Annotated in this window: 20 protein-coding genes; 8 read left to right on the top strand and 12 right to left on the bottom strand. The window is 56.5% G+C overall.

Annotated elements, in window-relative coordinates:
- Nucleotides 1-10: 10 nt before the first annotated feature.
- The 7 genes from RISK_RS07625 to RISK_RS07595 all read right to left on the bottom strand — a co-directional run bounded on the left by RISK_RS07625 (nucleotide 11) and on the right by RISK_RS07595 (nucleotide 3,485).
- Nucleotides 11-1,255: a M20 family metallopeptidase gene (locus RISK_RS07625; RefSeq protein ID WP_083434837.1), complete on the bottom strand. Its 1,245-nt coding sequence runs from the start codon at nucleotides 1,253-1,255 to the stop codon at nucleotides 11-13.
- Complete coding sequence (locus RISK_RS07620) at nucleotides 1,252-1,581, bottom strand: DUF4235 domain-containing protein (protein WP_047813825.1); 330 nt, start codon at nucleotides 1,579-1,581, stop codon at nucleotides 1,252-1,254. The genes RISK_RS07625 and RISK_RS07620 overlap by 4 nt, the downstream gene beginning before the upstream one ends.
- A 111-nt stretch (nucleotides 1,582-1,692) precedes the next feature.
- The gene (locus tag RISK_RS07615) at nucleotides 1,693-1,962 is read right to left on the bottom strand and encodes a hypothetical protein (protein WP_047813672.1); all 270 of its coding nucleotides are present in this window, start codon (nucleotides 1,960-1,962) and stop codon (nucleotides 1,693-1,695) included.
- A 5-nt stretch (nucleotides 1,963-1,967) separates the two neighbouring features.
- On the bottom strand, nucleotides 1,968-2,453 hold the full coding sequence (locus tag RISK_RS07610; RefSeq protein ID WP_047813824.1) for a phage holin family protein: 486 nt from the start codon (nucleotides 2,451-2,453) through the stop codon (nucleotides 1,968-1,970).
- 5 nt (nucleotides 2,454-2,458) lie between these two features.
- Nucleotides 2,459-2,668, bottom strand: a complete 210-nt coding sequence (locus RISK_RS07605) for a hypothetical protein (protein ID WP_047813671.1) — start codon at nucleotides 2,666-2,668, stop codon at nucleotides 2,459-2,461.
- Nucleotides 2,665-3,051, bottom strand: coding sequence for a hypothetical protein (locus tag RISK_RS07600; RefSeq protein WP_047813670.1), 387 nt, complete (start codon nucleotides 3,049-3,051; stop codon nucleotides 2,665-2,667). Before RISK_RS07600 ends, RISK_RS07605 begins: the two co-directional genes overlap by 4 nt.
- A gap of 2 nt (nucleotides 3,052-3,053) precedes the next feature.
- Entirely contained in the window at nucleotides 3,054-3,485 is a 432-nt protein-coding gene (locus tag RISK_RS07595) for a CsbD family protein (protein WP_047813823.1), read from the bottom strand.
- 490 nt (nucleotides 3,486-3,975) lie between these two features.
- On the opposite strand from RISK_RS07595, the gene RISK_RS07590 reads away from it, so the two are divergent.
- Nucleotides 3,976-4,431, top strand: coding sequence for a TIGR03067 domain-containing protein (locus tag RISK_RS07590; protein ID WP_047813669.1), 456 nt, complete (start codon nucleotides 3,976-3,978; stop codon nucleotides 4,429-4,431).
- A gap of 72 nt (nucleotides 4,432-4,503) precedes the next feature.
- Entirely contained in the window at nucleotides 4,504-4,992 is a 489-nt protein-coding gene (locus RISK_RS07585; protein ID WP_047813668.1) for a hypothetical protein, read from the top strand.
- 120 nt (nucleotides 4,993-5,112) lie between these two features.
- Here the strand turns inward: RISK_RS07585 and RISK_RS07580 are convergent, their stop codons facing one another.
- Nucleotides 5,113-6,153, bottom strand: a complete 1,041-nt coding sequence (locus RISK_RS07580; RefSeq protein WP_047813667.1) for a YheT family hydrolase — start codon at nucleotides 6,151-6,153, stop codon at nucleotides 5,113-5,115.
- 226 nt (nucleotides 6,154-6,379) lie between these two features.
- Between RISK_RS07580 and RISK_RS07575 the strand changes: the two genes are divergently transcribed.
- From RISK_RS07575 to RISK_RS07555, 5 genes are all read left to right on the top strand, one after another.
- The gene (locus RISK_RS07575) at nucleotides 6,380-7,051 is read left to right on the top strand and encodes a hypothetical protein (RefSeq protein ID WP_047813666.1); all 672 of its coding nucleotides are present in this window, start codon (nucleotides 6,380-6,382) and stop codon (nucleotides 7,049-7,051) included.
- Nucleotides 7,052-7,215: 164 nt separating this feature from the next.
- The gene (locus tag RISK_RS07570; protein WP_236696125.1) at nucleotides 7,216-8,625 is read left to right on the top strand and encodes a mechanosensitive ion channel family protein; all 1,410 of its coding nucleotides are present in this window, start codon (nucleotides 7,216-7,218) and stop codon (nucleotides 8,623-8,625) included.
- 8 nt (nucleotides 8,626-8,633) lie between these two features.
- The gene (locus RISK_RS07565) at nucleotides 8,634-9,890 is read left to right on the top strand and encodes a DUF2254 domain-containing protein (protein WP_236696124.1); all 1,257 of its coding nucleotides are present in this window, start codon (nucleotides 8,634-8,636) and stop codon (nucleotides 9,888-9,890) included.
- On the top strand, nucleotides 9,880-11,199 hold the full coding sequence (locus RISK_RS07560; RefSeq protein WP_047813663.1) for a mechanosensitive ion channel family protein: 1,320 nt from the start codon (nucleotides 9,880-9,882) through the stop codon (nucleotides 11,197-11,199). Before RISK_RS07565 ends, RISK_RS07560 begins: the two co-directional genes overlap by 11 nt.
- Nucleotides 11,199-12,227 (top strand): AI-2E family transporter, encoded by a 1,029-nt coding sequence (locus RISK_RS07555; protein ID WP_047813662.1) that lies wholly within the window; start codon nucleotides 11,199-11,201, stop codon nucleotides 12,225-12,227. Before RISK_RS07560 ends, RISK_RS07555 begins: the two co-directional genes overlap by 1 nt.
- A 390-nt stretch (nucleotides 12,228-12,617) precedes the next feature.
- On the opposite strand, the gene RISK_RS07550 is transcribed toward RISK_RS07555, so the two are convergent.
- Nucleotides 12,618-14,654: a flagellin gene (locus tag RISK_RS07550; protein WP_047813661.1), complete on the bottom strand. Its 2,037-nt coding sequence runs from the start codon at nucleotides 14,652-14,654 to the stop codon at nucleotides 12,618-12,620.
- Between the two features lie 139 nt (nucleotides 14,655-14,793).
- Between RISK_RS07550 and RISK_RS07545 the strand changes: the two genes are divergently transcribed.
- On the top strand, nucleotides 14,794-15,231 hold the full coding sequence (locus RISK_RS07545) for a hypothetical protein (protein WP_150122514.1): 438 nt from the start codon (nucleotides 14,794-14,796) through the stop codon (nucleotides 15,229-15,231).
- A 317-nt stretch (nucleotides 15,232-15,548) separates the two neighbouring features.
- On the opposite strand, the gene RISK_RS07540 is transcribed toward RISK_RS07545, so the two are convergent.
- The 3 genes from RISK_RS07540 to RISK_RS07530 all read right to left on the bottom strand — a co-directional run bounded on the left by RISK_RS07540 (nucleotide 15,549) and on the right by RISK_RS07530 (nucleotide 21,830).
- A complete protein-coding gene (locus RISK_RS07540) occupies nucleotides 15,549-18,077 on the bottom strand; it encodes a right-handed parallel beta-helix repeat-containing protein (protein WP_102017541.1) in 2,529 nt (842 codons plus the stop codon).
- Between the two features lie 81 nt (nucleotides 18,078-18,158).
- The gene (locus RISK_RS07535) at nucleotides 18,159-20,333 is read right to left on the bottom strand and encodes a right-handed parallel beta-helix repeat-containing protein (protein ID WP_047813659.1); all 2,175 of its coding nucleotides are present in this window, start codon (nucleotides 20,331-20,333) and stop codon (nucleotides 18,159-18,161) included.
- 495 nt (nucleotides 20,334-20,828) lie between these two features.
- A complete protein-coding gene (locus tag RISK_RS07530; protein ID WP_236696123.1) occupies nucleotides 20,829-21,830 on the bottom strand; it encodes an amidohydrolase family protein in 1,002 nt (333 codons plus the stop codon).
- Between the last annotated feature and the right edge of the window lie 521 nt (nucleotides 21,831-22,351).

Here is a 22,351-nt window from a genome sequence, read left to right as displayed (position 1 = left end):
CCGGACTGAGTCACTGAAAGCGAGGCGAATTCAAATTTGGAAATTCGTTGAATGACGAATCGGAATCTGCCGTGTCTTGGAACGCAGCCAGAGCCAGGACGCTGGCGCCGATCGGCAACGCGGATTCGTCAATGTCGAACTTGGGTGTGTGAAGCGGTTCGCTGCCCAGGTCCATGCCCGCAACGCCGAGTCGGAACATGGCGGCGGGGACCTGCTGTGCCATGAACGCAAAGTCCTCGGCACCCATGCTGGGTTGCGTGATTTCACGTACGTTTGCTTCGCCCAGAATCTCCTCGCCCGCTTTTCGAAGTCGCCGAGCGACGGTGACGTCGTTGATAACAGGCGGTGTGTGTTGCCCGAAGTTCAAGTCAATTCGGCAGGAATGAATCGATGCAATCGCTCGCGAAATCTCTGCCATCATTTCTTTTGCGCGCTCGGCGCTTTCGGATGAGAGCGTGCGAAGGGTGCCGCTGAGCGAGGCGTTGGAAGGGACGACGTTGGGTGCATTTCCGGTGTGAAAGCTGCCAACGTTGATCACAACCGCATCGCGTGCGTCGATCGCGCGGGGAACACGACGGTAGATATCCGTCACCCATTGGGAAGCCGCCCCGACCAAGTCGCCGGTCAAATGAGGCCTTGCGCCGTGGCCACCGGGGCCGGTCATCTCCACCGTGAACAGATCACATCCCGCCGTGAAGGCTCCCTCGCGAATTCCGATGGTGCCGACAGGACGCGTGGGGTCCACGTGCAGTGCAATTGCCGATCTCACTCCTTGGAGGGCGCCCGACCGAATCATGTGAAGCCCGCCGCGGCTGGTTTCTTCTTCCGGTTGAAAGATCACGCGGGAGTTAACAGGAAAGCCATCGCGAGCGAGTTCCGCGAGGATCGCAGCGACGCCATAGGCGATCGCAGAGTGAGCGTCATGCCCGCAGGCATGCATGACTTGCTCGGTGTCGCTGGCGTATTCCTGTTGGACCAGCGACTGAATCGGCAGCGCATCAATGTCGGCGCGGATGGCGGTTCGTCCGAGTTGCAGTTCTTCCCCGATGTCGACGTACAAACCACGGTTGTCGTCGGCGAGCTTGGGATGGAGTCCCAGATCGGTGACGATCTCGGCGAGGAAGTCAGTCGAGCGATACTCCTGGCCAGAGAGTTCCGGATGTCGATGGAGGTAGCGGCGCACCTCTCGCATTTTCATGGCGTGGGAACGCGACAGGGCTTGCAAGCGGTCAAGCAGACTCTGTTCGATCATCATGAGACGGATCGCATTGAGCGATAGGCCGAGGAGGATGCCCGGCGGGAAGCAATCCGGGCAGCACCGACGATGGCGCCCGACACCGCGCCCCACATCAATGCCTCTCGCCACTGAACCTCATGGGAAGCTGGGTTTTTCGGTGGATCTCGCTTCAAGGCAGCACGCCATCCCACTTGCAACGCTTGTCGAACCAGAAAGGTGCAGCCGATCGCTGCTGCGAAAGCGATGGCATTTTCAGTCTGCCCAATGCCTTGGTTGCGGCCATCGGGTTCGTCTGCAAACAGATCTGTGGTCCGTTCCTTGAGCTGTTCAAGTTGTTCGTGCATGGGAGATGTCCTTGGTGAACGAGCAACCAGATGCGGTTGCTCGGAAAGAATTTTGAAGCGTGCCATCGGTTGGAACGCGGAAGGGAATTCGCCCGCGGGGCGGGGCCACGCTTACGGCTTGAGTTTCCAGCCGACCATGACGCCCAAGCCGAATGCCCAGCAAGCAGCCACGTCGGGATGGTCCTTCGCGTAAGCCTTCGCCAGCGCGAACAAGTCTTGTGCCGGCTCCTTGACGTAGTGTTGAGCCGCGTCGCGGCTGAAGTCCATCGCGCCATGTGCAACACGATCGGCCGCATCACGTGCTTGGTCCGACATGCCGTTCATATTCGCGGTGTTCGAGGAAGAACCGGTTTGGGTCTGTGGTGTGGTTGCTTCGTTCATGACAATTACCTTTGAGGAAGTGGAGTGACAGGTTCGGGTGAGTGATAGTGAGGCGGCTCACGATGCGTTTGAAAGGACTCTCGACGCAGCTGATTTCGTGCGGAAGTGGACGGCGAAAGCATCGTGGCCTTGAGCCAACGAACGTTTTCAGCCAACTCCGACTTGGTTTCGGACATTGCATCGGTCGCGGCCTGGATTGCCTTCGCAGCGATGAACAGGAAGCTGCCCACAACGGCAAAGGTCACGACGGCGAGCGTCAGCAAGGCGCCACCCGTCGACAATTCCGTCATCTCGTCGAGTAGGAATCCCAAGCCAACCAGGGACACGGTCAACGCGGATCCCGCGAGTGCGAGCGCGATGAGTGCAAAGATTGCCGCGGTGGTCAGTTTGCGTTTCGCAGCCTGAGCATCGACCGACATCAACTGCAGTTGCAGTTCGCAGAGGTCAAGCACATCCCGGAGGACTTTTTGAATGCTGGCATTGTTTGGCATGTCGATCACACGGGTCGGCGTTTAACGATCCAACCAAGAGCCACGCCAAAGACGCCCGCCGCGACAAGCGAGGCGGTTGGGTACTTGGCAACGGATTGGTTGATGAACTTCAGTTTGCTGGGTGTCTTGCCATCCGCATCGAGCCCGAGTGACTCCGGAAGAGCGTCGTCGAACTCGATGCGTCTGGGTGGACGAGAATGTGCGGGAGCAATCATGTGGACGTTCGGTTGGTCAGGATGCGATTGATTTGATGAGCTGCCACGGTGCTGGCCTGCCGAATCGCGAGAGTCATCACGGTCCCGGCAATCCCAGCCATCAGCCCTTTCTTGGCAGGTTCCGGAGACGTTTGCTCAGGACGCGAGCTTTCGCGAATGATGATCCGGTCCGGTCTGCGTCGATTGGGCACGATCAAGAACCCGAGGGCCGCGACACCTGCCAAGATTGGCAGAGGGTGTCGAGACATGTGGTACTTCCAATCCGTCAATTGGCGCACACGAACGCGAGCGTCGTCGACCTCATAAGGAAGTTCCGTTCGGATCTCAGCCATTCGCTGCTTGATCGCCGCGGACTGCTTCTTGGTTGCTAACGTGGTCGCCATGATCACTTCTTGTTTCCGAAGAACAACAGTGCGCCAGCGGCGATTCCCAATCCAAATGCGATCGCGAGTGATTCGCCTGGACGGGTTCGCACGGTGTCGGCCAACTTGGCCCCGTACTCGCCGGACTGGGAGGCCAGACGCTGGTAATTCTGGCGAGCGTAGGCGGCGGCATCCGCGGCGGCGGCTTGGGCTGCCTCACTGTACTGCTGGACGGTTTCGGAGGCCTGGTCACCGAAGTTGCGATTCAGCACGCTGTCGAGAAACTTCTCGATCTCGTTCTGAGTGGCACCCGTTTTTTGCTGCACTACGCCGACAAGTTGCTCGGCTGAGCCGCGTGCTTGTTGCAGGTCGTCCTCGGTCAATTGGCCCCAGTTCTCTTTCAGGCGACCTTTGACTTCGTTCCAGTGACCCTGCAGTTCTTGACGATTAACCATGAGTTGAACTCCTTTTTGAATGTGTTTTGTCTTGCTTGCAATCTCGTCTGAGATGGCGTGGGATGAGAAACGCATTTCGTGGGCCAAAACCTGTTCGGATTTTCAAGTCCTCGGTTGAGATGACGTTTTGGGTATAGCGGGCGTTGATCAAAACCCTTTGTCTTGGTTCGAGAACTCACGACTTGATTTCAACCAGGGCGCACATTCGAGTGGGGTGGCGAGGCGTTGCCGGTGCTTCCCCGAGCACCTTGGTCGGTTGTCGTCCAGTGCAACGAGGCAGGCCCTCCGATTTGCCGACCAATTGAGGCGTCAGCGTTTCGGTGAGGAAATACGTGAGCCTGTCGAATCCAGGTGGTATGGCGATTGCGTTCGTTGTCAGGTTCAGAACGCTCCGCTTTCCGCAGCGTTGGCTCACCGGGGGTGACGAGGGCAACTCGCCTGTCCTCGGCGGGTCTCAACCATATATCTGCTTCCGCGAAGGACCATTGCTATGTCACGCTATTCGATGTTCGCCGTTTTGCCTTGTCTCGTCTTCGCCTCCATCGTTCCAGCTCAGGGTGACGAACACACGCAGCCGCTGCTCAAACGCTTGGCAGGCGTTTGGGACGTGGAAGAGGGCGTGAATCAGGGGGAAGAGATTCCCGAGGATGAATTGGAGGGGACAATCATGAAGATCGAGAAGAACATGATCATCACCTACGATCGCGAGAAGCGTGAGGTGTACCGAGCCTTGTTCACCGTTGACGAAACGAAGAAGCCCGTTCAGATCGACATGACAACCGAGATGAAAGGAATGCCTCCGATGAAATCGCTCGGCATCATTCAAATGGAGGAGGGTGACGAGTTTGAACTTTGCTATGCCTTGCCGGGCGCCGATCGGCCGAAGGAGTTTCAATCTCCGAAAGGAAGCAAAGTGATGCTGTTTGAAGCCGAACGGGAAGACTGATCGTGTTGTTGTGAGGTTGCACCCGTTCCCGAAGCCGTTTTTAGACCGCCCACAAAGAAAGAAAGAAAAGTCATGAGTCATCAATGCTTGGTTGCCGAGTATTCCAGCCGCGAAAAGTTGGCGATCGCCGTCGAGGCACTTCAGAAAGATGGGTATCAAGCCGCTGACTTCAGTGTCATCACTGCGGCTGACCAGCGACATGACGTTGTGTCTGGCAGCGGCAGCAGTGATCGGGCTTCGTCACCACCACCCGAAAAGACGACCGGCGCAGCGACGCTTGCGGGCGGCGCGATTGGAGCGCTGCTCGCAGCGCCAACGATGATCGGGCCGTTCTTGGTCGCAGGACCGATCGCAGGGATGGCGGCCGGAGCTGTTGGTGGTGGTCTGCTTGCGTCTGTCAAACGCTGGGGATTGGATGAGAAGTCGAGTGCCAATTACGAATCCAACCTGAACGCTGGTTCTTCGCTGATCGTGATTGAAGGGGACCAGGCCAAGCTGAACACCGCTGCCCAAACCCTGCAGACATGTGATCCCGTTTCGATGGAACGATACGAGGCTTGAACTGAAATGGGGAGGCAGCATCAAGAGCAACGTGGTTGGATCGGCGTACGTCGGTCCAGCCACTTTTTTGTGAGTCTCGTCTCAAAGTCGCGGGTTCCTGTTGATCATCGTTCCGGTTGCTCACTGAAACGATTCGAAAAATGCGATGGCCGCGGATTCATGCCAGCGCTGACGGTTCCGATCAAGGAATCCCGTGTGACCACCGGAATCGCACAGTATGGGGTGCAAAGCCACGTTGTTTTCCCATTCAATGCCTTCGAAGACATCCGGAACAACAACGGGATCGTCTTTCGCATGCAACAGTAGCGTCGGCGTGCGGATCCTTTGCAGGGAATCGATCGCTGAGTTGTCTGCGTAATAGGCTTCTGCTCCCTCGTACCCAAAACGGGGCGCTGTGAATTCGTCATCGAGCTCCCAGACGGAGGAGACTGATTCGAGCGTGCCTCGTTCTTTCTCAGTCAGCTTTGCCGAGCTTCGGAGGAGTTCATCGCGTTGTTTGTTCAGCAGGTATTGATCGAACACGCGGTTCGATCCCGTTTGTAGATTTCGTGAAGTGATGCTCATGTCGAGCGGGGCGGACACACTGACCGCGGCGTCGAAGTTCGACTTCGAACCCGATTCTGCCAAGTACTTCAACATCACATTGGCTCCTAGAGAGAACGCAACGCAGGCGAGACCGTTTCTGGTCCAGTCTGATCGTTCTGCTTTCAGGTGTTCGGTCAGATGGCAAATGTCCGCGGTCAAGCCCGGGTGATGAAATCGCGAGCAATTTGAGGAGGATCGTCCTGCGCCGCGGTGGTTCCAAAGCAAGACATCAAATCCGCTGGTGTTGAGCCGTTGCCCAAGCGAACGCATGTACCGGCTGAGCGCGTGGCCGCCCATCCCATGAAATATCGTCACCAGTGGTTTGCTTCCAGAGTTCTGCGTGGCTGGAAAGTAGTAGCCACTCATCTCGTCCGGAGGCGTGTGATCGTCGGGCACTGAGATGGCGATGGCATCCGGTCGAGATTGCAAATCGAGCTGTGGATTCAACCATTTGACCGAGAGTGTTTGCAGCCAGCCTCCACGGCAAAGGGGATGTGGATCAAAGGGCTCAATGGAATCAATGCGTCTCGCGGAAGGGGTGGAATCGTCCGCGTCTGTCGGACAGGCATCAGGCATGGGTGACTTTGGAAAGGCGAGGCTGAAGTTGGTGGGAGTTGTACCCTCGAATGGATTTCAGATTGTTGACGGACGTCATGGTTTCCCTTTTTTTTGCGTTGATTCGCAAGTGAGAAGGGAGGTGCCAATTGAGTAGCGAATTTCAGGCCAACGCCAATTGGAACGGTGTTTGCGTAGATCCTCTCAAACCAAACACTTCGCAAGCACTCAACGATGGGGACCAACGATGACACATTCAACCCACTCCCGACACGCCGCCGTCGCGATCGCAGTCACAGCACTGACGGTGCTATTCGCGATCACGATCACTCACGCGGACGACGGTTTGTTTGACAACGATGGTGCATCCACCGTCGCAGGCGACGTGCTGGAATCTCGAGGCGATTTAGCCGAAGGGTTGGGGCGTGGAGCCGTCCTGCGTTCGCTTTCGGCGAAGCGATTTCAAGAGGCCATCGCGAAACAACTCGAGAACAGGAAAGAGTCTGTCGAGCTCTACTATGACCTCAAGGAGTTGCGAGAGGAGCAACTTGAGAAGGATCGCTTGTCAGCGTCCGATCGAATGAAGATCGCGAACTCTCAGAAGCCTGATCGTTTGAATGAGAATCAAATCAAGCGAGAAACCGGCGAAATTTTCTGGCCCGAACCGCTGGACAGTCCCGTGTTGGAACCGTACCGCCGTCCAATCGAAAAGACCTTGGCAAAACGATATCAGCCGGAGACTGAATACCGAGAGTTCGATTTCATCAAGGTTCACCGAATGGTCAAACGCATGGAAGAAGCGGTTGATTCGATCAAAGACGAGCTGGATATCCGTGAAGTGGTCGCACTGAAAGACTATCTGGTTCAGATCGACTACGAAGCCCGCTTCGATAGCAAGAACAACCGCGTCGACTTTTAGGTCGGCTGCCAGGATTTCCTCTGCAGGCACCATGATGCCCAGGCTCGAATCCGAGCCCTGGGGCGTCCGATCCTTCTGTGCCCTTCTTGCTGGTACGCTTCTTCCAGGCCCCCGTGCCAATTTTGTTTCTTCCCTGCACCCGGTGTGGCTTTATGATTCGGTTGATGAATGTTTCGTGCAGGGCGCTGCTTGTGTTGGTGCTCGGCTTGGCCGTGTGTGGAGAGCATGCCCTTTCACAAGACGAAACTCCAACCGCCGACGATGTGGCCGCGGAAGTGACTGGCAGTGAAACGGAATCGACGAAGAAGGCAGTGCAGGTCGCCGACGAAGTGCAGGTCGATCCCGTCAACAGTGATCAGCGAATCGAGTCACGGTTGCAGGAGATCATGGAGGCGACCGGCTGGTTCGACAAACCGGAGGTGAAGGTCGATCGTGGTGTCGCGTTTCTCAGCGGCACATCGGACACAAAGAGTCATCGAGAATGGGCCGAGTCGACGGCAATCAAAACGTCTGACGTGGTTGCGGTTGTCAATCGGCTCAAAGTCGCTGAGTTGCCTCTTTGGAATTTTGCTCCCGCGATAGCATCCCTCAAGCAACTCGGCCGCGAGGCGACCGGAGTGTTGCCGCTCGTGCTGGTTGCGATCGCAGTTTCAATCGTGTCCTATTTCCTGGCCCGAGTTGGAGCTGGATTGACACGTTGGTTCACTCGTTCGCGGATTGAAAGTTCGCTGTTGCGTCAAGTTGCCGGGAACGTGGTTGCGGTGCTGATCTTCATCATCGGCACCTACGTCGCTCTTCGGGTTTCGGGGCTGACCCGATTGGCGGTCACGGTTTTGGGCGGCACCGGTTTGGTTGGATTGGCTTTGGGATTTGCTTTTCGAGACATCGCCGAAAACTACTTGGCCAGCATCCTGCTCTCGCTCAATCATCCATTCCGGGTCGGTGATCTGATTGAAGTGGAAGGGGCCAAGGGCTTTGTTCGCAAGGTCACGACGCGCGGGACGGTTTTAAACACCCTGGAAGGCAACCAGATTCAGATGCCCAACAGCACGGTCTTCAAAGGGAAGATCATCAATTACACCGCGACCCCGCTGAGCCGCCAGGATTTCACCGTGGGGATAGGATTTGAAGATTCAATCGTGGAAGCTCAGGAGATCGTGATGTCGGTCTTGAAGGATCACGTTGGCGTGGTGGATGATCCGGCGGCCATTGCGATTGTTGAATCGCTGGGGTCAGCGACCGTCAATTTGCGTGTCTACTACTGGTTCGACCAAACGACGCATTCGCCTCTGAAGGTCAGCAGCAGTGTCATCCGACTGGTGAAACAGAAACTCACGGAAGCAGGAATCAGCATGCCCGATGAAGCTCGCGAATTGGTTTTCCCTCGAGGTGTGCCCGTGCAGATGGTGGATCAGTTGCCTACCACGCCACCTGCACTGCCGCAGAGGTCTCCGTCAGTCACCGAACCCACCACGTCGGTTGGCGAAGGAGACTTGGGCCCAGAGCAAGGCGAAGTGCTGCGAGCGACCGAGGACGACGAAACCGTCGAGGGTGAGGCGAACTTGATCGCATGAAGGCTACCTTGCAACAGCTCATTTACCGAATCAAAGGAAGCTACTGGTTCATTCCCTCGTTGATGGTCTTTTCAGCGATCGTGCTTTCCCAGTTGACGATCTGGCTTGACCGTACCCTCGGGTACACCTGGTTGCAGGACTATTGGTTCACGTCGATGAATCAACCCGACGGGGCTCGGGCGTTGTTGGCGACGGTCGCAGGATCGATGATCACGGTCGCCGGCGTCACATTTTCGTTGACGATTCTCGCGGTGTCGCATGCAACATCGCACTTTGGTCCGCGATTGCTGGACAACTTCATGCGAGATCGCGGCAACCAAATCACGTTGGGGACATTCGTCGCGACGTTTCTGTATTGCTTGCTGGTGTTGCGGGTCGTGCGCGGCGGGTCGGTTCCTGAGAGTTGGGACTTGACGGTGGAGGCCTTTGTTCCACAGCTTTCGTTGTTTCTCAGTTTGGTGCTGACCATCGCCAGTGTCGGTGAGCTGATCTACTTCATTCACCATGTGCCTGACAGCATTCACATTTCGACCGTGCTGCGTCGGCTATCGATCGACATGTCGAACAAATTTGACGAGTTGTATCCTGAGACGATGGGACAAGCCTTGGAGGAAGAGCAGGATGTCCCGAGTCTTTCCAATGATTTTCTGCATGTGGTGACGTCGGAGGGGGCGGGGTACCTGCAAGGGATCGACGACGAGCAACTGATTCGGTTTGCGAAGGAACAGCAAGCGGTGGTGCGATTGGTCAAGCGTCCGGGAGATTTTGTCTGCCGCAGTGAAGTCATTGCTGAGGTCACCCGAATCACGGGCTGGAGCGACGACGACGCACGTCAGATTCGACGCGGCTTCGCGATTGGCTATTCACGCACGCCGACTCAGGATGTGTTTTTCATCCTCAACGAATTTGTGGAAGTCGCGACCCGGGCGCTGTCGCCGGGCGTGAATGACCCCTTCACTGCCATGCAGTGCATCGACTGGTTGTCGGATGGATTGATTCAGCTGTCACAGCGAAAGCTGCCGACACGCTACCGCATGGATGAGAACGAGGAGCTGCGAATCATCACGACGGAGGTCACGCGGGCGGATTTCGTTCAGTCAATGATTTGGCAGTTGGTTCCCTATGTTCGTGGTGATCGAAATGTTTCGCAGTATTTCATTGCGTCCCTGGAACGCGTGATTCAGATCTCAGACTGCAAGACGCTCAACCAGTTGATCGAAGAACCCATCCGTACTCTCGAACAGGCCTGGCAAGATGAAAACTGATTCACAATTCAGTCGCGGGCGTCGGTGGTCGGTCTGGACAGCGTTCTGTGTGTGCCTCTTCGTGAGCCTGAATCACGCGGAGGGGCAAGACGCAAACGAGACGGAACCCACGGTGGAAACCAATGCTCCCGCGGAAACCGTCGCCGTGCAGAACATTGTCGACGACGATGCGATTCGTGATCGACTGACGGAGATTTTTGACTCCGCCCAAAACGCTGGCTGGCTGACCGATGTGGAGGTCCAGTTGCAAAGCGGCATTGTCACGATCCGAGGGAAGGCTGACACGGACGAACACCGGCAGTGGGCCGAGAACGTGGCTCGGAAAACGGAAGACGTGGTCGCGGTGATCAACGAGTTGGCGATTGACAGTGCGGTGAATTTGGAATCAACCCGCGATGTCGTCAGCAAATCCCTGGACTCGCTGTGGACCGATTTTCTGGTTCGGTCTCCTTTGTTGGTCGCGGCGTTGGTGGTGGTTCTCATCACGTCATTGCTTTCGAAGCTCGCGAGCTGGGTGATTCACCGATTGCTGGACAAACGCGGGATGCGAACCAGTCTCAAGGACTTGATCAATCAATTGACGTTGATTGCAATCTGGATTGTGGGGTTGCTGATCGCAACCGTTGTTGCTTTTCCCGGGATGACACCCTCCAAGGCCTTGACCGTGCTGGGGCTGGGTTCCGTCGCGATCGGTTTTGCATTCAAGGATATCTTCGAAAACTTCTTCGCCGGGATTTTGATTTTGTGGGGCTACCCGTTTGACCGAGGTGACTTCATCACCTGTGGTGACGTGACAGGAGAGGTCAAGCAAATCACGATTCGCAACACTTTGATCCGCAAGCTGGATGGTGAGTTGGCCGTCGTTCCCAATGCGACGCTGTTCAAAAACAATGTGGACGTGCTAACCAGTCAGCCACAGCGTCGAGTGAGAATCATCTGTGGGGTCGCCTACGACGAAGACGTCGATCAATCTCGCGATGTGATCAAGCAAGCGGTTCAGTCTTGCGAGAGTGTCCAAGGCAAGCGGACTGTCGAGGTCTTTGCAAAAGAATTCGCGGACTCCAGCATCAACTTTGAGGTTGCCTGGTGGGCCGGATCCAAGCCCTTGGATATCCGTCGCAGTCGCGACGAGGTGGTTGCGGCGATCAAGCGAGAACTGGATGGAGCCGGAATTGAAATTCCATTCCCGTATCGGACACTGACCTTTAAAAACCCGGAACAGCTTGGTTTTCAGTCGCCTGAACCATCCATTCAAACTGGCGAGTCGGACAAGTTTCACTCCTCTCAAACAGACGAAAGCGATTCCTGATGGATGACACTGGTTTTGCACGACGCGTTCTGATTGCCAGCGGCATCACGCTGCTCGTCGTGGCGGTTGCGGCATTGTTCTACGTTGCTCGGAATTTGGTGCCGTTGATCTTCGGGGCGATTCTGATTGCGGTGGTGCTGAACCAACTGGCCACGGTTCTGGGACGCTTGGTACCAGCATCGCTGTCTCATACAGCACGGGTCGGATGGGTGATCTCAGCGGTTGCATTGCTGTCCTGTGTCATGTTGTATTCGTTCGCCAATTCGGCGGTGGACAAAGCCACTCAGTTCAAGGACCGAATCGAAAGTTCAGTTCAAGAATCCTTTGAGTCGTTCAAGACGCAACCGTTGGTGGAAGATCATTTGAAGGACGATGCGAAGCTCAGTTCGATGATGCCTTCGTCAGGCAAGTCGATTGGATTGGCCAAGAATTTCTTCACGTCCGCGTTCGGTGGAATGGCGGACTTCCTGATTCTGTTGATCCTGTCCATCTACTTCGCAATCAGTCCCGACAAGTACCGCGTTGGTGCGATTCGGCTGTTGCCAACGGGGTGGCGTGACAAGACTTCTGATTTGCTCTCCGATTCTTCGACAACGTTGTGGCGGTGGATGATCGGTCGTTTGATTGCGATGGCGCTGGTGGGAATCGTGTTCGGAATCGGATTGGCTGTGATCGGCGTTCCGATGCCCTTGGAATTGGGGGTGTTCGCTGGTTTGGTGACGTTCATCCCGAACATTGGCGGGATCGCGGCAGTGGTGCCTGCGTTGTTGTTGGCATCCCAGGAGGGAACAACGGCCTTGATCAGCGTGCTGGTTCTCTATCTGGTGATCCAGACGATTGAAAGCTACCTGATCACGCCGATGGTTCAAGAACACCAAGTCGAACTTCCGCCAGCAATGGTGATCTTGGCGCAGATCGTCGGCGGGTTGGTCTTTGGATTCTGGGGAATCGTGTTTGCCACGCCAATGTTCGCGGTCAGCATGCTGTGGATCAAACAGGTCTACGTCGAGGACTGGTTGGAGAGTTGATGGCGCCAGTGTCAAGCTCGGAGATGGCTGGCTCACATGCGTGCGGAATCACCGTCTGAAAGGAAGGTTCATGGATCTCGCCATGGGGATGATAGCATCAACACGGCGAGGCAGACGAATGAGATGTCATTCTGCTCTGGTGGTCTGTCACAGCTAAAAGTGAGGGTTGATCGTAGTGGACGAGGCCACGAGTCCTTGGATTTGACGCCAGTTCAGGACTCGTGGCCTCGTCCACTACCCTAAAAACAAGTCCTGACAGACCACTAAGCAGGTCGGCAGGAGTCTTTCGGCATTTGGACTGTTTCGGTAAGCGTCGTTGCTCCCAGGTACAACCGGGGCTAACGCCCAAACGGCTCACATGATTGTGCCCGATCAATCCTGCCGACCTGCTTAGCCAAGAAGTGACAGGACATTCCGTGGGTTTTGGTTGGCGAGCGACAGCACGTTGGTTCCTGATTGAACCAAGATTTGTGCTCGGGTCAGGTTGGCAGATTCTTGAGCGAAGTCGGCATCGCGGATGGAGGAGTCTGCTTCTTGCAAATTGGCTTTGGTCTCATTAAGCGACACCAGGTTGCTCTCGAGTGTGGTACTTTGGAACGATCCTAGGCGGCCTCGCATGCCAACGACTTTGCTGATGACCTCGTCAATGATTGAGGCGGCACCCTGCACGTCGTTTGTCAGCGACTTGGCTTGTCCACTGCCCAACTCGTAGAGACGTCCTGACGCGCCGCCCAGTTTTCCGGTGGAGACGCTGCCGATTCCAAGTGACGCTCGTTGGGTGCTGGTTGCATTGGGGCCGAGTTGGAAGGTGGCGCCACCGCCTGTGATGCTGAATTGGAAATTGCTGCTGCTGCCTTCCTCGACGGTCACTGACAAATCCAAGCCGGATGTGTTGATGGAAAGATTGTTCCCAGTTCCACCGGCTTTCACACCGTTGACGGTTGCTTCGACGTCGCTTCCGAGACCTCGGGATTGGCTCAGGTTGCTTTCGAATGTGCCGTCGTCACCTTCTCGGATCACTTCGATTTCGACGGATTCGTCACTGCCGTAGTTTTGACTGGTGAAACGAAGACCGTCGTCGATGCTCGCAACCACCCCGGTTGAATCACTGACCAAGTTCACAGCGGCAGCAATCTGTTGAGCGGTGGCACCCTCGGAAAATTGAAAGGTTTCTCCGCCGGCACTCCCTTTGAGTTCGAAGATCAAGTCACCCTTCAGCTTGGGTTGGAAGTTCGTGAGGTTGGTGCTGAGGTCAGCGGCGGTCAAGTTCAAGCGTTGCGATGATCCGGTGGCTTCTTCCCCATCGCTGTCGATGACTGTGGCGGTTAGGTCAGCACCTCCGGAGAGCGAGGGGAGGTCGTTGACCAGTTGCGCGATGTCGACAAACCCCTTCCCGGTTTCGTCCGTTCCCAATGCGATGTTGACAGTGTTGGTCTGTTCATCGAAAGAGGCGGTTGTCGCGGCTTGATCCGCATCGGTGTAGGCGATCGCGATATTTCCACCATCACTACGGCGAACTTCCAGGCCGGCGTGCACTGGGGTCACACCGCCAGTTTGCTGGGTGTGCTCTGAATAGCCTCCCTCGTAATGGGCTTCGATGCCGGGAAGAGCGTTGATTCTTGACGCGCTCAAACCAATGGCATGAGGCTGATCGTAGGAGTCGTAAAGCAAAGTCAGAACACCGCCGGCGATTGATGCGGCAGGAATGTTGTTGAAGTTGCCGTCGTCGACAAATTGGACGGAATCAAAGTCGCCAGTGATGCGGATGCCGCTGTCATTGAGCACCGCATGATAATACGTGTTGGTTTCCAGCTTGCTGGTGGCGACCGCTTCTCCATCGAGCGGCGGATCAAAGGTTCCAGCGGCCACGGAAATCTCCGCCTTGGCCGCCGCGGAACTGACATTGACTTCCACGTCGATCTTGCCGCTGGTGCCCAGATTCGCTTGGTCGATCGAAAAGTCGGTCACACCGGGGACCGTGTCCAATGTACTGATGAATTCTTGCGATCCATCGAGCAGTTTTTTGCCTTGGAACGTCGTTGTTTGAGAGATTCGGTTGATCGCCTCGAGTGACGAATCAATTTGCAATTGATTCGCGGCAATTTCCTCGTCCGACAATGCACCCGTGTTGGCTGCCTCAACCACCAATCCTCGGACGTCATTGAGCAAATTGCTGACTTGGCCGAGCGCGCTGTCGGCGGTGCTGATGATCTGGCTGGCTCGGGTGGTGTTGCTGATCGCCTTGGTCAGGCCAGTGATCTCGCTTCGCAGAGCTTGGCTTGCCAAGAGGCCGGCGGGATTGTCGGAGGCGCTATTGATTCGCAAGCCGGTGGACAACCGAGTTAGCGATTGCTGAAGATCATGGTTGCTGGACGCCAGGCGGTTCTGGGCGACCAACGACGAAACGTTCGTGTTGATTCGGGTCATGGCGACGGGGGCAACGTGAGCCAGGATGTGTAGCGAAAGTGACGGCAGGGGGGTATGGAACCATGACACATTTTTGAAACGCAGCTTCAATTGGCGCCTCGTGTGGCTGCCAAAAACAAAGGCGAATGCCGTTGCCCACATGCCCCATCCACTACAGTCGCTTCAACCCAAGGAGAACATGGAGTTTCGGGCCGCGATCTGCGCTCACCATCTCTGTTCTGGACTGTGGGTGGTGGGGCGCGACTATCAGCGGACCGCGGAGGAAGTCATCGCGCAGGACATCGCCCCTTTTTCATACTTTGGTTGGCAACCTGAGTTTGAGTATCAGGTCGATGAGGCTCGAAAGATCGTCACGGTGACGGCTCCCGATGCTCCGCCCCGCAGCGCTCGGTACACCGGGGACCAAAGCAGCACGATTCTGCCGCGCGGCGAAACAAACGTCTTCTTCGAACCCGTTCAAGTTCCCCGAAACCTGCCCGATCCTTCCACACAGGAGTGGCCCATGGGGGATGTCGGAGCGACCGTTCCGGTTCCCGATGGCGTTGACTCCAAAGCAGTCGCTGCCGCGCTGGATTGAGCGATGACGCAAGAGGATCAGAACACTCGGGCCTTGGTGGTCGCATACGATGGCAAGATCATCGGTGAGCGTTACGCGGACGGTTGGACGAAGGACACGCCGCAGCTCAGTTGGTCGCAGGGAAAGAGCATCACCGCAACGCTGATCGCCATTCAGCGTTCGCCCCGGTTGGACGTGGAAGCCACCACGCATTTCCAAACAGTCCCAATGCCGGAAGACTCCTGCCGACCTGTTTCGCGTTCGCTGGTCGTGACATCACGACATCCCTTGGCAGGCGGTGGTGCAAACGACGAGGAACCGTTTGGACTTGGACGGTGTTACTCCGTTCGAGTCAGTTGGAGATCGTCGAGGAGGACCACCGCATCGCCATCGGCTTGGCTCACGAAGCCCAGCCAGTCCAGACGATTCCATTTGTCGCTGACGAGCGGCAAGCCGTCAAATGTTTGCGTTTGCTGGTGGGGGATTGATACGGAAACGCTCCACTCGCCCGCGTCTGTTCCGAGTTTGGCGGTCACCTCAACGAGGATCCATTCGTCGACGGGGAGTGTCGTCAGGACACGATTCGGGGAGCGAAGCTGGCCATTCTCGAACCACAAACTGGGACCGCTTTGGTAGGGGTGAGAGGAATCCCGCCATTCATGCTGGAACACCGCATTGTTTCCGAGGCGGATGGCGAACTTGCAACTCGTTGTGCCGTCGCTGTGCTTGGGTTGGATGGATAGCATCGGATAATAACGATGCTTTTGACCGGGGGTGTCGGTGAACTGCAAGACCTTGTTCCCGCTGTTTGCGAGCGGCGAATCGATCACCTGGATTCCACCGAGGTCCGGCGTGGCAGAAACAGATGAGCCAACCGGAAGATCACCGAACTCAAAGTCTTCTCGAAAGGTCAGCGGCGGAGGGGCGGGGGCCTGTTGCATCGTTGGCATCGACAACGACCTGGCTCGTTCTTTCCACGCCTCATCACCATCAACGCCAGCCTGTGACGCATCGAACGGCTGGAAGCCAATCTTTTTGGCAATCGATGTGTCTGCAAACCGGAAGTCGTCCTTCGCAGGATCGACAAACAACGGATCAGCGATGAGTGAATTCTCGCTGGTGTCGGCCTCGCTCAAGTCGACAGGCTTGCCCATTCGCCAATACAAGTTGCCACCAATCTCAACGCCATCGTCACCCCAATTGCCATGAAACAATTTCTCGGAGTCCCACAGAATGATGTTTTGCTGGTAGGTGAAGGAGAGATGCTTTTCAACTCTGCTGCGTCGAACTTGATACTCACGACCGAAGGCGAAGATGTTGTTGCGGATCACATTTTCGCGACCGTAGTGTTGGTGGTAGCCACCGGACTTGGTGCGATAGACAAGATTGTTTTCCAACAAGATGCCAGTGCTGCCCTCGTCGTTGTACAGCCCCCAGCCACCGTATCCCCAAGACTCGATGTCGTGGATGCGATTTCCTCGTAGGACTGTGCCTTCAGACGGGCCAAGCGTGTAAATGCCGCCCATGTCACTGAGCCAGCCTTTGCCAAGATGGTGAATGTGGTTGTGTTCGATCCGATTGCCCTTCGCCAGGCTTTGATCGTATCCCCACCGCCAACCGACGGAGATGCCGGTGTAGTACATGTTGGCAATTTCGTTGTGTGTCACATGGTTGTCGGCACTGTTGCCAATCCAAACGCCCACCGCACACGGAAAGAGATGCCCAGCGTCGTAGACAATGTTGTTGTCGACAACGATGTCGTGGGTCCGTTCCGACTCATTGGTTGCAATTCTTGTTTCACCGACCCGCACTCCTCCTGCGCCCAGGTCGTGCACAAAGCTGTGCTTGAGGACTCCTTCCGTGCAACCCTTGCGGAACCAGATGCCATAACCACCGGTGTGGCCAATTTCGCAGTGATCCAAGACAACGCCTTTTGTCCCATCGATCTGCATCGCAGCCTCGATCGGAGAGGCGGCTTGCGATGGCTCAAACCCGGATCGAGGCGTGAGCATTCCGCAGTGGCGGAACGCGATGCCACGAAATTCGAGATCCTCAACGAACTTGTCGTGGGAGGAATCTCCCCGGATCACGACCAGTTTCTCGCAAACGGGGACGATGAACTCAGCGTCATCCATGGACTCGCCTGATCGCGGTCGGTAGCTGAGTTGCCCTCCGGACGCCAGAAAGAACTCCCCGGGTTCGTCGAGAGCCTTGAGGTAGTTTTCCAGGATGTAACCGGTGTTGCGGGTCAGTGGGTTCCAGGACTTCATTTTCCGACCGGAAGTGACCAATTGACCATTCTCGACGTTGGCGCTGTCGAGGAATCGACGCGTGGTATCCCATTTGTGAAAGGCGAGTATTTGGACCTGGCGAATCTCTTCTGGAGTGAGTCCTTCAAGGCCGACGATGTCCTCGGGACGAACCGAGAGCGTTTGCTGGGCACGCTTTCCACCGTCGATTGGCTGTTCTCGGCAAGCAACGAGATAGTGAAAGAAGTGGTCGGGTTCACGTGCTCTCACAGCGCGTTGGCCGTTGACCCACAGTTGTTCAAAAAGCCAGTCCGGAGGAAGTTGAGTGGTCCAAATGCCACCTTCTCCCTCCGTCCAGTGCGACGTGATGCGTCGACCTCCTGAGATCACCGGGGTGGTTCCCGCGACGGCTTCGTAAACCACGTTGCCATCGCCGAGTTCAAACGCCAGTGGCTCGGTGATTTCATAGCGACCGTCTCCCACGAGCACGCGAAATGCTTCCTTCGGTGTCTCCATTCGCCGCTTGCGGATCTCGTCGCGGGCTTCCGCCAGCGTTCGCAACGGACCATCTTTGCTGACCTGCAACGTTGTCTCCGCGGAGACAACTGTCGCCATCATGATCCACGCGAGCAGGAGGGGAGTCAGTGTGCGAGGCATTCTTCGATCCAATGTTGTTTCGGTTGTGGGGCGAGGCAAAGTTCAGTGGTCAGGCTGCAAACCAATTTGATCCATGGGGATCCGCTCAAAGGTCGGCAGCTCTTTCAAAATGTTGGAGTCCGATTGCAGTTGGAAGTCTTGGCGGGTGGCATTTTTGAATCCAGCGGGAAAGGGGATTCCAACACCGCCAAGATTTGTGAACCCTTGGATGCCAGCCGCGGTCGCAATCCCTTCGGACGCTCCCGTTGTGTTGACAACGAGGTTGTCAGAGATCTCAAACTGATCGAGCAATTTCTTGACGTTTCCATCGAAGCTGCAGACTTGCTTGGAAACGTCGACAAAAATGTTGCGACGGATCGGATTGTAGAGCGGTTCCCGGGGCGAGTCCTGCATGATCTTCGCGAGGTGTGGGTAGCGGTTGCTCCAAGGCGGATGCTGGTAATCGAATTTCTCCGCCTTTGCTTCCAGACGCCAACTGGGGTAGTCGGGATTGTTCCACTGCTTCCAGGTCATCCCGCGGGCATCCATGTGCAATCCAATCGGGCAGTCGATGATCAGATTGTTGATGACCGGGTTGTCGCGGCCGCCGCCAATCATGATCGCGCGACCAGCTCGGTAGAACACGTTGCCTTCAATTGTGTCGCCGCAATCGCAGTCGTCCAGGTAGATTCCCATCGTGTTGATGTGCTTGTCGTCACCACCTCCCAGATCGTGGATGTAGTTGTGTCGTAGCACATTGCCGCGACTGGTCCAATCACGTCCCGTGTAGAACGCGCCCGAATCGCCTGTTTCCATCACAACGTGGTGGACCTCATTCCGTTCGATCAAGTGTTCGTTGCCGCCATAGGTCACCGCATTGTGAGGGGCATCGTGGATCAAGTTGTTGCGAACGATTTGCCCACACCCCTGGACACTCACGCCAGGCTGGTAGGTCCGAATGAATTTGGCATAGTCATGGATGTGGTTGTTGACGATGCGATTGTTGGCGGGCGTGAGCGTCCGTCGATCACCGCCGTTGACCGAGATGCCTGACGTTCCCAGGTTGTGCAGATGACAGGAACGGACTTCGTTGTGACTGCCAACGATCGAAATTCCTGAACGGGCGTGATTCGCTACTGTGCAATTCTTGATCGTGACGTGCTCCGCGTTCCGCAAGACCATCGCGTCGCTGAAGCTGAACTGCAACGTCAAACCTTCGAGCGTCACATACTGGGTGTCACTCATTTTCACCATCGGAGAGGCGAGGACAGCCAAGTCAATGTTCGCACTTTGAAAGTCGGCCGGAGGGTAGACGTAGAGCTTTTTCTGCGATCGGTCGAGGTACCATTCGCCTGGTGCATCGAGTTCCTCGAAGACATTGATCGCATGAAATCGTCGTTCTGCCTTGCCCCATGTGCCGCCCATGATTCCGTAGTTGTGCGGTTTGGCCAAGCGAATTGCCTTCGTTGAATGATCGTAGGAGGCCACGCGGATGACTTCGTCAAACCAATCGTGTGTCCAGTACCCTCGCAGCCACACACCCTGGTCGATGTTCCACTTGCTTGGACGGGTGTTCTCAAACTGAAATGAGCCCGGATGAGGCTTGCGCAAGGATTCGTTCTTTGCATCGGGTTGTGGCAAGCCCGTGTCAATCACTTTCGAGAAACCCGCCCAACCGCCATTCGCAGCGTCCTTGTTCGGCCAGCGAGCCAGTTCCATCGGTTGCCCGTTGATGTACAGCCAAGGCCCGGTCGAGACGCCACGGAATGCGTCGCTGAATGCCTGGAACTCCCCGGGGAAATTTTTAAGATCACAAACTCGCACGAGTTCGCGTGCCGAAGGATCCAACCGCTTCACCATTTCGCCGTCAGTGACCGATCGGAAGTCACCTGGTTTCAGTTGGATGCCGCCATGAAGTTGGGCGGCACCGCTCTGGACCGCTCGATAGACGACAGGCGATTCTGCTGTGCCGCTGTCCGCCTTGGTCAACTCAAATGACTGATCCAGAGGATAAGTACCAGCCCCGATGTGAACGACCACGGGTGAGTCCGTTGGTATCGCGCCGGAGTCTCTGGCCGCACGGATCGCGTCGCGTGCCTCGGTCAGCGATCGAAATGGTTGCTTCTGACTTCCCTTTCCTCCGGCACTCGCATCGGCCGCGACATGCAGGTTCCAGTCGCAGTGGGCGATGTTCGTCATGGTCAGCAGGGCCAGCAACAGGCAGGCAGTGGTTCTCATTCAAGATGTTCAGGGGATGACGGGGCAAGAATGGCAGTGAGGTGGTGAGCTAACTTCACCCACCATGTTAGCGGAATCTTCTTGTCCCCAGGCTCTGCCTGGGGACACGCTGGCTTGGAGGCTCCTGCCTCGCGAGTTTGATTCGGCAGGCGGGAGCCTGCGTCGCATGGCGTTCCCAGGCGGGAGCCTGGGGACGAGCGTGGATCTTGTTCCCAGGCTCTGCCTGGGGACACGCTGGTTTGGAGGCTCCTGCCTCGCGAGTCTGATTCGGCAGGCGGGAGCCTGCGGTGCATGGCGTTCCCAGGCGGGAGCCTGGGGACGAGCAAGCGAGATCTTGTTCCCAGGCTCTGCCTGGGGACACACTGGCTTGGAGGCTCCTGCCTCGCGAGTTTGATTCGGCAGGCGGGAGCCTGCGGTGCATGGCGTTCCCAGGCGGGAGCCCGGGGGCGAGCGGGGGAGTCGCACGAGGTGGCGCGTTGGCCCGGCCTAACAGCTTCAGCGATCCTCGTTCACCTTCCACTTGTAAGCGGCGAGGGAGTTCTTCCAGAAGTACTTTTCTTGGAGTTCACGCGGTTTGTCAGCGAAGTGGTCTTGGACGATGCTCACGATCTGATCCAGAGGTGCAGCACCGTCGCTGTTCGGCCAGTCGCTGCCAAACAGGATTCGGTCGTCTCCAAACACATCGATCAGTCGATCTAGTTTGGGGCGATGCACCTCGAGGTCCTTGACGATCTTGCCAGCGATGCGATGAATCACGCCCGACAGTTTGACATAGACGTTCGTTCGATGGTGGAGAACTCTCAGGACATTGTCGTAAGCCGTTTGAGTGGCCGCGGTGGGTTCCAGCCGGGGCAGGTGATCGATGATGATGCGTAGATCCGGCACGCTGTCGTTGAGCTTCACGACCGCTTCCAGCAACGGCACGGACGGGTTGGCAACATCCAGCGACAGATCCAGGTCGGACAGCAAACGCATACCTCGAAGGAATGCATCGTCTTGGACCATCTTCGGGAGATCGTAGCCCCACAGCGTTCCGTGCCGAATGCCACGAAACAACGGGTTCTTGGCGTGGCGAACCAACAATTCGGCGAAGTCCGGTTTCTCCGGCTGCAGATTGCCGACCAGCCCGAGCATCATGTCGTCCGACTGCATGACTTGAAGCGCCCACAGGTTGTCTTCCACCCACGGGCTGGCTTCGACCTTGATCGCACCCGTGATTCCCAACGGAACGGCCAGCTTCCGATAGTCGGCTGGCATGGCAATGGTGGGGGAGTCACCGCCCGGACCAACGTAGGGCGCTCCCTGAGGACGAGACCCGTCGAAGAGATGGATGTGGCAATCGATGATTGGAATCGGCTCGTCTTTCGGACTTGGTGCCGCGATTGCAGACTCTGCCACCGCCACTGCTCCCATGGCAACGGTGCTCACCATGAATCCACGGCGGGTCGTGTGTTCGACTGACGAGGCCGAACGATCGGATGAGGATTCACCACTCATGCTGTTCCTGGTCTGTGTAGAGGTCATGCAATTTTGAAGTGCCGTGTTCGTGACGTCTTGCGACCCCCGCCCGCTGGCAAAGGGCGAGTCGATTTTGCAGTAGGTTGACCACTCTTGGCCGACGTCCGCAACTTGGACGGGCAAGAGTGCCTTTTTATACCCCACAACTCGAAACACCAAAGATTAGTGTCCGATCAGAGTGGATTAGTGTTCCGCCAGAGCGGCCAAGGGAACACTCATCTCCGCTGATCGAACACGAAGCAGGTCGGCAGGAATGATCAAGCACAATCATGTGAGCCGTTTGGGCGTTAGCCCCGGTTGTGCGTGAAAACCGTGGCTAACGCCAACGGCTCACATACCCGATGACACCTGCGTACCTGCTTAATGGTTCTTGGGCAAGGGATGTTTGGCTTCAAAACGCCTGCATTTACAACGCAAACGGCTCCCAGAAGTTGTGGGGTACAAAAAGGCAAGAGTGCCCATCCTACATGCTACCTGCGTTGAAGCCTCATTGACGGCTC

This window comes from Rhodopirellula islandica, assembly GCF_001027925.1.
GTDB classification, from domain to species: Bacteria; Planctomycetota; Planctomycetia; order Pirellulales; family Pirellulaceae; genus Rhodopirellula; species Rhodopirellula islandica.
The sequence above is the reverse complement of the archived record's forward strand: the minus strand, read 5'-3'. Positions and strand labels throughout refer to the sequence as shown.

What these genes read in the sequence shown, in the direction of transcription:
- RISK_RS07625 (WP_083434837.1), bottom strand. Translation starts at nt 1,255, where the DNA reads ATGATGATCGAACAGAGTCTGCTTGACCGCTTGCAAGCCCTGTCGCGT.
- RISK_RS07620 (WP_047813825.1), bottom strand. Translation starts at nt 1,581, where the DNA reads ATGCACGAACAACTTGAACAGCTCAAGGAACGGACCACAGATCTGTTT.
- RISK_RS07615 (WP_047813672.1), bottom strand. Translation starts at nt 1,962, where the DNA reads ATGAACGAAGCAACCACACCACAGACCCAAACCGGTTCTTCCTCGAAC.
- RISK_RS07610 (WP_047813824.1), bottom strand. Translation starts at nt 2,453, where the DNA reads ATGCCAAACAATGCCAGCATTCAAAAAGTCCTCCGGGATGTGCTTGAC.
- RISK_RS07605 (WP_047813671.1), bottom strand. Translation starts at nt 2,668, where the DNA reads ATGATTGCTCCCGCACATTCTCGTCCACCCAGACGCATCGAGTTCGAC.
- RISK_RS07600 (WP_047813670.1), bottom strand. Translation starts at nt 3,051, where the DNA reads ATGGCGACCACGTTAGCAACCAAGAAGCAGTCCGCGGCGATCAAGCAG.
- RISK_RS07595 (WP_047813823.1), bottom strand. Translation starts at nt 3,485, where the DNA reads ATGGTTAATCGTCAAGAACTGCAGGGTCACTGGAACGAAGTCAAAGGT.
- RISK_RS07590 (WP_047813669.1), top strand. Translation starts at nt 3,976, where the DNA reads ATGTCACGCTATTCGATGTTCGCCGTTTTGCCTTGTCTCGTCTTCGCC.
- RISK_RS07585 (WP_047813668.1), top strand. Translation starts at nt 4,504, where the DNA reads ATGAGTCATCAATGCTTGGTTGCCGAGTATTCCAGCCGCGAAAAGTTG.
- RISK_RS07580 (WP_047813667.1), bottom strand. Translation starts at nt 6,153, where the DNA reads ATGCCTGATGCCTGTCCGACAGACGCGGACGATTCCACCCCTTCCGCG.
- RISK_RS07575 (WP_047813666.1), top strand. Translation starts at nt 6,380, where the DNA reads ATGACACATTCAACCCACTCCCGACACGCCGCCGTCGCGATCGCAGTC.
- RISK_RS07570 (WP_236696125.1), top strand. Translation starts at nt 7,216, where the DNA reads ATGAATGTTTCGTGCAGGGCGCTGCTTGTGTTGGTGCTCGGCTTGGCC.
- RISK_RS07560 (WP_047813663.1), top strand. Translation starts at nt 9,880, where the DNA reads ATGAAAACTGATTCACAATTCAGTCGCGGGCGTCGGTGGTCGGTCTGG.
- RISK_RS07555 (WP_047813662.1), top strand. Translation starts at nt 11,199, where the DNA reads ATGGATGACACTGGTTTTGCACGACGCGTTCTGATTGCCAGCGGCATC.
- RISK_RS07550 (WP_047813661.1), bottom strand. Translation starts at nt 14,654, where the DNA reads ATGACCCGAATCAACACGAACGTTTCGTCGTTGGTCGCCCAGAACCGC.
- RISK_RS07545 (WP_150122514.1), top strand. Translation starts at nt 14,794, where the DNA reads ATGCCCCATCCACTACAGTCGCTTCAACCCAAGGAGAACATGGAGTTT.
- RISK_RS07540 (WP_102017541.1), bottom strand. Translation starts at nt 18,077, where the DNA reads ATGATGGCGACAGTTGTCTCCGCGGAGACAACGTTGCAGGTCAGCAAA.
- RISK_RS07535 (WP_047813659.1), bottom strand. Translation starts at nt 20,333, where the DNA reads ATGAGAACCACTGCCTGCCTGTTGCTGGCCCTGCTGACCATGACGAAC.
- RISK_RS07530 (WP_236696123.1), bottom strand. Translation starts at nt 21,830, where the DNA reads ATGAGTGGTGAATCCTCATCCGATCGTTCGGCCTCGTCAGTCGAACAC.